Below are 8,855 nucleotides of genomic sequence, written 5' to 3' on the forward strand. Positions count from 1 at the left end.
ATTTATATTAAAAAATAAACTTGAGTGCAGAGAATATAGGAAAGGAAATTGAAAATGGCAGTAAGACGATTACCTTATGGATATAAATTTGATGGAACAACTATTATTATAGATGATATTGAGGGAAAAGTAGTTAAAGAAATATATGAACTTTTCTGTGAAGGAGTTTATATAACGAAAATAAAGAATTATATCAAAAACTTTAATATGAGCAGACATAAAGTAAAAAGAATTCTTGAAGATGAGGTCTATATTGGAATAAATGATTTACCACCAATAATAGATGAAGATTTATTTGAAGCAGCACAGAAAATAAAAAATCAAAGATTAAATGAAATAGGAAAAAATAAAAATAATGGATGTTGCCTTATAGAACAAAATTTCAAAGGTAAAATTGTATGTGGTGAGTGTGGAGCAGATTATCACAGATATAAACGTGGAGAAGAATATATATGGAATTGTAGCCACAAGATATTTAAAAGAAAGGTTTGTTGTAAAAATATTTCATTATCTGATGAACAAATAGAAAATATATGGTCAAGAATTATTGATAAAATCAATGAAAATCCTAATTTATTACAACTACAAAAGACCATTTCAAATAAAAATTTAGGTAGATACAATGCTTTAGACAGAGAAATAAAATTGGTTGAAACAGGTAAAAAAGAATATACCCAAGAAGAATTAATTAAGCTGATTTATAAAAGGGCATCTGTTATTTATGAAATGTCAGATTATAAAGAAGAAATTGAAAAAATAGATATAACAGCATTATATAAAATTACAGTTTATAAAAACAGGAAAATAAAAATTAAACTTAAAAATGGAGTAGAAATAGAAGAGAAAATTTAGGAGTGATATTTATGGCAACTCGAAGGATATCGGTCATACCGGCAAAAGTTGATACTAATAAAAATGTTCAACCAAAATATAAAAAATTAAATGTTGTAGCTTATTGTAGGGTTAGTACATTGCAAGAAGAACAGGAATCAAGCTATGAAGCACAAATTGAATACTACACAAAACTTATCAATGAAAACCCAAACTGGAATATGGCAGGAATATATGCCGATGATGGTATATCAGCTACAAACACCAAAAAAAGAGATGATTTTAATGCTATGATAGATAGGTGTATCAAGAAAAGTAACGAAATTGATATGATTATTACAAAGTCAATATCAAGATTTGCAAGAAATACTGTTGATAGTCTTATACATATACGAAAACTCAAAGAAAAAAATATAGCTGTATACTTTGAAAAAGAAAACATTAATACATTAGATTCGTCAGGAGAACTTCTTATAACTATACTCAGTAGTCAGGCTCAGGAAGAAAGCAGAAATATTAGCGAGAACGTAAGGTGGGGACTTAAAAGGAAATATGAAACAGGAGAAACCCTTGTAAGTAGGCTCTTAGGATATAAAAGAAATAAAAATGGTCAGCTTGAAATAATACCTGAAGAAGCAGAGATTGTAAAATTTATATTCGCTGAATTTATGGAAGGTAGCAGTTATAATAATATAGCTAAGAAGCTGAAGGAAAAAGGCTATAAAACAATACGAGGAAAAACAAACTGGGGTGTTGCCTCTGTCATAAGAATTTTAAGTAATGAGAAATATATAGGTGATACATTATGTCAGAAAACATATACAGTAGATTTCCTTACAAAAGAACGTAGAACCAATAATGGTGAAGTAAATCAGTATTATACTGAAAACAGCCACCAAGGAATTATACCGAGAGAATTATTTTATAGAGTACAGGAAGAAATGGAAAGACGAGCTAATTCAAAAAATAAAGCACCAAGTAAAAATAAAACTGACAGGAAATGCCGATATAATAGTAAATATGCCTTAACAAGTATATTCATATGCAAAGAATGTGGCATACCATACAGAAGACAGGTTTGGTCAAAGTATGGAGAGAAAAAAGCAGTTTGGAGATGTGAAAATAGATTAAGAAATGGAACAAAGTATTGCAAAAGCTCACCTACATATGATGAAAAACTTCTTCAGCAGGCTATTATGAATGCCATAAATAAACAACTTCAAGACAAAAATAAGTTCATTGGAAATTTCAAAAAGAATGTTATAAGTGTAATTTCAAAGGATACAACAACAGAATATGATTCAGAGATAAAAGAATTGGAAAAACAACTTGTAAATCTCATAAAAAACAATACATATGAAAACACAGAAGAATATGAAACAGCCTGTAAAAATATAACAAATCGTATTGAGGAACTTGAAACTAATAAGATAAAATCTTTAGGTGGTAGAGATAAATTAAATAAAGCTGATGAATTTATAGATAACACAAATATTTATATGTCAGAATATGATGATACACTTGTAAGAAGGTTAATAAGGAATGTGATTGCTGTAAGTGATAGTAAAATTGAGATATACTTTCAGAATGGAATTGTGAGTGCTGAAATAGTTGATATATAATTAAAGGTAATTTTATAAATGAATGATACTATAAATATAACCATAGTATATTGACAATTTATATAAAAGTTATATAATATAATTAACAGAACCCGCCACGCCTCTGATTTTCATGCGCAACCCGGTGGGACTTTTTTATTTATGGGGTGTTTTTATGTATCAATATCCAAAACAAATATTAACTATACAACAACAAATACAGTCTTATATTGATGCAGGAATGGAATTTGATTCTATTGATAATGTGGAAAAAGCATTGAAGACAATTGGTTATTATAGATTAAGAGGATATTCTTTTCAGTTATATGATAATTCTGCAAAGAAATATATTGAAGGAACAAAGTTCGAAGATATATTAAAATTATATTATTTTGACCAAGAACTTTCTGATATTATTTTTTCTATGATATCAAAAATAGAAGTGGCTTTAAGAGTTTGTTTAGTAGATGCTTTGTTGGTGCATAAAGATGCATTGATTTTAAAAGATTCATCAATTTTTAAAAATAAAAAAATGTATTGGCAAAATATGTCCACAATATCTTCTGAAATAGCACGTTCTACTGATGTTTTTATTAAACATAATTTTGATAATCACGAAGGAGAAATTCCTGTTTGGGCAGTAGTTGAAGTAATTTCTTTTGGAACTTTGTCTAAATTAATAAAAAACTTAAAAACGGGTATAGGTAGTGCTTACTCTGTTTTAGCTGATAACTATAAATATATTTCTAAAAAAGATAGACTTGTGAAACCATCACAAAATATGCTTACATCTTGGGTACAGTCTGTTTCAATATTAAGAAATATGTGTGCCCATAATGCGAGAATATATAACAGAACGATACATACAACACCAGAGCTTATTGATGTAGACAAATTAATGCCAAAACCATCTCATAATGGTTTATATCAAATATTATTAGCTATGAAATATTTAAGACCTACAAATGATGAATGGACAATATTTGTTAATAAATTAGATAATTTAGTTCAAAAAAATAATGATGTTGTTAGTTTAAATTCGATGAATTTTCCTTCAGATTGGAAAGAGCATTTGAGTGTATAAAATTAAATAATGAGCATATAATGTAAGTACAGACCTAATCAAGCTTACTATGCTCAAACCGATTAGGCTTTCAGGCGAAGTGTTGATATAAGCACTTCGCTATTTTTGTTTATTGATAAAACTATAGGCTGAATAATTGGATATTTATTACAAAAGAATAATATAATTTAAATTTTAAATTTACAAGTATTTTAGATATTAGAAATAAAACTTTATGAAAAGTAGTATATGTGTAATTTATAAAAGTGTATGTAAATATCGAAGAAACTATAAAATAAATATAGATTACTTAAATTGGAAAATAAAAATACTTATCTAAAATATATTTACATAATAAAAAATATAAATATTGTCCCAAATATATAGAATTTAGTCCCGTTTTATGATATAATAAGTATCTAAAAGGAGGTATGTAAAAATGAAAAAACAAAATGTTTTGAATTTAATAAAATATCATGTTGAAAGAAATGAAAATGCTTTTAGGAATGAAGCAATAGAAATAGCAAGATATTTTGACAGTATAGGTGATTATCAACTGGCTGAGTATATTATGGGATTAATATCTGAATCGAATTTATACGCACCACAAAGTAGTGATTTTGAAAGTGAATTTTTAAAACAAGTAGAAACAAGAAATTTAGAGTCTCTAAACTTACCTTTAGAGATATCGGAAGATATTAAGGGGATCATAAATGCGGTAAATCATAATATTGGGATTAATAAATTTTTATTTGAAGGATTGCCTGGAAGCGGAAAAACTGAGGCAGCAAAAAATATAGCAAGATTACTAGACAGATCTCTTTTTATAGTTGATTTTGAAAATCTAATAGATAGCAAGCTAGGACAAACAAATAAAAATATTACAAGTGTTTTCAAAGAAATAAATATGATTCCAAATGCAAATAAAATAGTAGTTTTATTTGATGAAATTGATGTTATTGCACTGGATAGGATTAACTCAAACGATGTTAGGGAGATGGGAAGGGTTACATCTACTATTTTAAGGGAATTAGATAGATTGACGGATCTTAATAAAGAAATAGTTCTTATAGCAACTACTAATTTATATTCAAATTTTGATAAAGCATTAATAAGAAGATTTGATGCGGTTATCAACTTTGATAGATATAGTCAGGAAGATTTAATAGAAGTGGCAGAATATTATTTCTCTTCGTTTATTAAGAATTTTAAAGGTACATCAAAAGATACTAGATTATTTAAAAAAATATTGAGGATGACAAAGAAGCTGCCTTATCCAGGAGACTTAAAAAATATTATAAAAACATCACTTGCATTTAGTGATATTGGTTCTGAATATGATTATCTCAAACGATTATATAATAGCTTGATAGGAAATTTAGACCAAAAAGATTTAAATCAACTTTATGAAGAAGGTTTTACAATAAGAGAAATCGAAAAGTTGAAAGGTGAGTCTAAAAGTTCGGTAGCAAGAAAATTAAACAGGGAGGAAGTAGAGAATGAATAATGTGTTAGAACTAAAAGGGAAACGTTTTGTTCAGGCTTCTAAAAATAATAATGGCGGTGGAGTGGCTATGAATGGCAAAAGAGAAGTTACAACAGAACATTTGTTAAGACTGAAATCTCAACTAAGTCAAATCAAAGAGTTTTGGGATAAGGAATCCAAACCATTTGAAGGAGTTTTGGTAAGTGTTTATTATAATAAAATTGTTGCAAAGAGTAATCGTATAGGAGGTTTACTTAAAGGGAAAGATTCTAATGAAGCAATTGTAGGAGCAAAATTTAATGAAAATAAAAGTAAACACATTATAACATATTTTATTGATGCTAAAGACTTAATTGTAAGTATGAATTTGCTTTCTGATACAGCTGAAATATTATCAAATAAATTTTCAGGAAATATAAATAAAACTATTATGGATAATAAAAGTATTGTTAATAAAACAGTATTTAAAGATTTTTCAATAAGTATGTCAACATTTAAACAGGTAATTGCAGATGCTTCATATATTGATTCATTTGAAATTGAATTGCCAACAATTGAGTTTAAGCAAAGTATAGTAACTCTTTATGATGTGAAAAAAGATGCCAAGATACTATTTGAAGCATTAGGAATAAATATTCTAAATACTAGGATATTAGATAATCAGACAGTTTATTTAGATGAAAAACAAGTTGAATTGCTTTTTGAAAAAGCTCCGTACTTGGTTTCAATGGCAACAGTTGATTTGACAAGATTATCTCCAGATGATTTTATTGATGAGTATAAAAATAATATGATTACTATACCAACTCCATCAATAGAGCCAACAATTGGAGTTATAGATACTTTATTTGATGAAAGTGTCTATTTTAGTGAATGGGTTGAATATCATGATATGGTATCAAAAGATATACCTAGAAATTCTAATGATTATCGTCATGGAACGGCAGTGTCTTCAATAATTGTTGATGGTGCAAGATTAAATCCTTGGTTAGAAGATGGTTGTGGTAGATTTAAAGTTAGACATTTTGGTGTGGCTGTAGGAGCTGAATTTTCTTCTTTCTCAATTATTAAACAAATTAAAAATATTGTTTTAAGTAACTTAGATATAAAAGTATGGAATATTTCTCTTGGAAGTAATCAGGAAATTAACGATAATTTTATTTCAGCTGAAGCTGCAGCTTTAGATCAAATACAATTTGAAAATAATGTTATATTTGTTGTGGCAGGAACAAATAAACCAAGTCAAGATATAGTTAAAATAGGATCACCTGCAGATTCTATTAATAGTATGGTTGTAAATGCAGTTACCAAAAGTGGATTATCAACAAAATATGCACGTAAGGGACTAGTATTATCATTTTTTGCTAAGCCAGATGTAAGTTATTATGGTGGTAGTGAGGATCAATATATTAGAGTTTGTGAACCTTTAGGAGCTGCAAATGTTGCAGGTACTTCTTATGCAGCACCTTGGATTGCACGCAAATTATCATATTTAATAGATATTTTAGGACTAAATAGAGAAGTTGCAAAAGCTATGATTATTGATTCTGCTAGAAGTTGGAATGAAAAGCCAAGCCCAGAAGAAGTTGCACTGTATGGACATGGTGTTGTACCAATTCACATTAATGATATTATTCAAACAAAAGATGATGAGATAAAGTTTGTAGTGTCAGATGTTAGTGAAAAATGGAATACTTATAATTATCATTTTCCGGTACCGCTAAAAGATAACAAATATCCTTATATTGCAAGGGCTACTATGTGTTATTTTCCTTTGTGTGATAGATCACATGGAGTAGATTATACAAATACTGAACTTAATTTACATTTTGGTAGAATAAAAGATAATGGTGAAATTAATGATATTAAAGGAGATAAACAAAATAAAGATGAAGTCTTAGATGAAGAAAAAAGTTATCTTTTGGAAGGTGAAGCTAGGAAACAATTTAGAAAATGGGATAATGTAAAATATATTTCAGAAAGTGCAACGAAAAAAATGATACCAAAAGATTCTTATAAAAATAAAAATTGGGGAATGGAGATAAAAACAAATAATAGGTTAGATCCTAAAGATGGTATAGGTATTAGGTTTGGGGTTGTTGTAACACTTAAAGAGATGAAAGGTATTAATAGGATTGATGAGTTTATTAGAAATTGTACTTTAAATGGATGGTTAGTAAATGTAATTGATGTTGCAAATAGAATAGATATTCATAAAAAAGTTAATGAAGAAATTGAGTTCGAGTAATTTTAAAAGAATATAAGAATAAGTTACATCTATAGAAATTGGATGAAACATAGATAAAAATTTAGATATGATTTATAAATAAAAGTCTTTAATACAGTTTTTCTTTATTTGATATCATAAGTCAAAATAGGTTTATATTTCTATTTTAAATATTTAAATAGATATATAAGATTATTGTTGATTTTCTTTTAGTTTAAACTAAAAAATATAGAATATAATAGAAAGGTACTGATATATGAGTATTAGAATTGGAAATAATAATAGTATTAAAAATTCAAATATTGCTGAGACAATAAACAATAATTCATCACAAGATTCAAATAGTAAAGAGAAGTTTTATGACAAACACCCTGTAATATGTAATTTTTTTATTTCTTTAGTTGCAGGAGTTGTTGTATTATTTTCATTTTGGAATAATATAATTAGTATAATTGAGGGGTTGTTTTAATGTCAAAAAGTAAAATAATTAAAGAACTTGCGAATGGAACTATTAGTGTACAAACAGCTTTAAAAAGAACAAAAGTACTTTTACAAGAGTTAGATAATAAAGAAATTCTTAAATGGATAAACTATGAGATAGAAGGTTATCCAGATGGAACAATAGTGCCAGAATACAGAAAAATAAATGGTCAATTATATGTAAATTATTTTAAAGGTTCTATTAGTTCCCATATAAAATGCAATAATGTACCATTACCATTAGGAAAAATGCCAAAAGAGAATAAGCAAAAATTATTAATAAAAGATGTTACACAAAGTATTGAGGCACTAAAATGTATGTTAGAAGGAGTTCAACAGAGTAATAATAAAGTTTTAAGTATAAGTATTCCAGCTGATTTATATCCATATATTGCTAAGTGTAATAACGATCCATTTATGATGATTACATCTGCAAGTATTGTATTTAATACATCGGAAATAATGAATATTTTTTCTAAAGTTGAAAGTATATTATTGGATATTTTATATTATCTTGAAAAGAAATTTGGAAATTTAGATGAATTAGACATAGATACTGAAAATAAGAATTCTGAAGAATTATCTGAAATTATAAGTCATATTCAGATAATATATAATGATCATAGCGTTTTTATTGGAAACGATAATAAAATAAAAGATTCCACTATTTCTTCTATGATTATAGAATGAGATTAGATAATCATCTTATATTTAGAATAAAAATGATACTTGCAAAAAGAATTTATAATTTATTATGAAAATATTACTTTTGATGATGAAATATATGCATTATTATGACTTTTGTTAAAAAGTTTGTTCAAAAGGTATTTTTGAAAATATTAAGTTGAATACATAGTGAAAAGAGAAAAACCTGTAATAGAAAAAAATATCTATTACAGATTTTTTTGTTTCCATTAATTATTTCAATAAAAAATAAAATGAAGAAACACAAATTTTTTGAAAAATAACCCTACACCAAGGGACAAGTGTTTCCATATGTCATACTATTTATATCGTCATGATGGGATGAGTAGTCAAACATGATGATATAGTCAAAAAAGCCCGAGAAATCAACGTTTTCAGAGGTTTTTTTAAAGGATTTTTAGGATTAAAAAAATTCGATTTTCATAGATGACATGGCAAAAATTAGGTGAAAAATCGATTTCA

At 26.9% G+C, this 8,855-nt stretch carries 7 protein-coding genes; all 7 read left to right on the forward strand.

Going from position 1 to position 8,855, the window contains the following annotated elements; genetic code table 11:
- Positions 1-54: 54 nt before the first annotated feature.
- The 7 genes from B5E58_RS12725 (at position 55) to B5E58_RS12755 (ending at position 8,378) form a co-directional block, all read left to right on the forward strand.
- Positions 55-852, forward strand: a complete 798-nt coding sequence (locus tag B5E58_RS12725) for a recombinase zinc beta ribbon domain-containing protein (RefSeq protein ID WP_088110026.1) — start codon at positions 55-57, stop codon at positions 850-852.
- Between the two features lie 11 nt (positions 853-863).
- The gene (locus tag B5E58_RS12730; protein WP_088110027.1) at positions 864-2,453 is read left to right on the forward strand and encodes a recombinase family protein; all 1,590 of its coding nucleotides are present in this window, start codon (positions 864-866) and stop codon (positions 2,451-2,453) included.
- Positions 2,454-2,565: 112 nt separating this feature from the next.
- Positions 2,566-3,516, forward strand: coding sequence for an Abi family protein (locus B5E58_RS12735; RefSeq protein ID WP_242956675.1), 951 nt, complete (start codon positions 2,566-2,568; stop codon positions 3,514-3,516).
- A 418-nt stretch (positions 3,517-3,934) separates the two neighbouring features.
- Positions 3,935-5,002 carry an AAA family ATPase gene (locus tag B5E58_RS12740; RefSeq protein ID WP_088110029.1) on the forward strand — a complete coding sequence of 356 codons (1,068 nt, stop codon included), beginning with the start codon at positions 3,935-3,937 and terminating at the stop codon, positions 5,000-5,002.
- Positions 4,995-7,229: a S8 family peptidase gene (locus tag B5E58_RS12745; protein WP_088110030.1), complete on the forward strand. Its 2,235-nt coding sequence runs from the start codon at positions 4,995-4,997 to the stop codon at positions 7,227-7,229. Before B5E58_RS12740 ends, B5E58_RS12745 begins: the two co-directional genes overlap by 8 nt.
- A 235-nt stretch (positions 7,230-7,464) precedes the next feature.
- Positions 7,465-7,677 carry a hypothetical protein gene (locus B5E58_RS12750; RefSeq protein WP_088110031.1) on the forward strand — a complete coding sequence of 71 codons (213 nt, stop codon included), beginning with the start codon at positions 7,465-7,467 and terminating at the stop codon, positions 7,675-7,677.
- A complete protein-coding gene (locus tag B5E58_RS12755) occupies positions 7,677-8,378 on the forward strand; it encodes an AbiTii domain-containing protein (RefSeq protein ID WP_088110032.1) in 702 nt (233 codons plus the stop codon). The genes B5E58_RS12750 and B5E58_RS12755 overlap by 1 nt, the downstream gene beginning before the upstream one ends.
- The last annotated feature ends 477 nt before the right edge of the window (positions 8,379-8,855 follow it).

It is taken from the genome of Tyzzerella sp. An114 (assembly GCF_002161055.1).
In the GTDB taxonomy this organism is placed as follows: domain Bacteria; phylum Bacillota; class Clostridia; order Lachnospirales; family Anaerotignaceae; genus Fimicola; species Fimicola cottocaccae.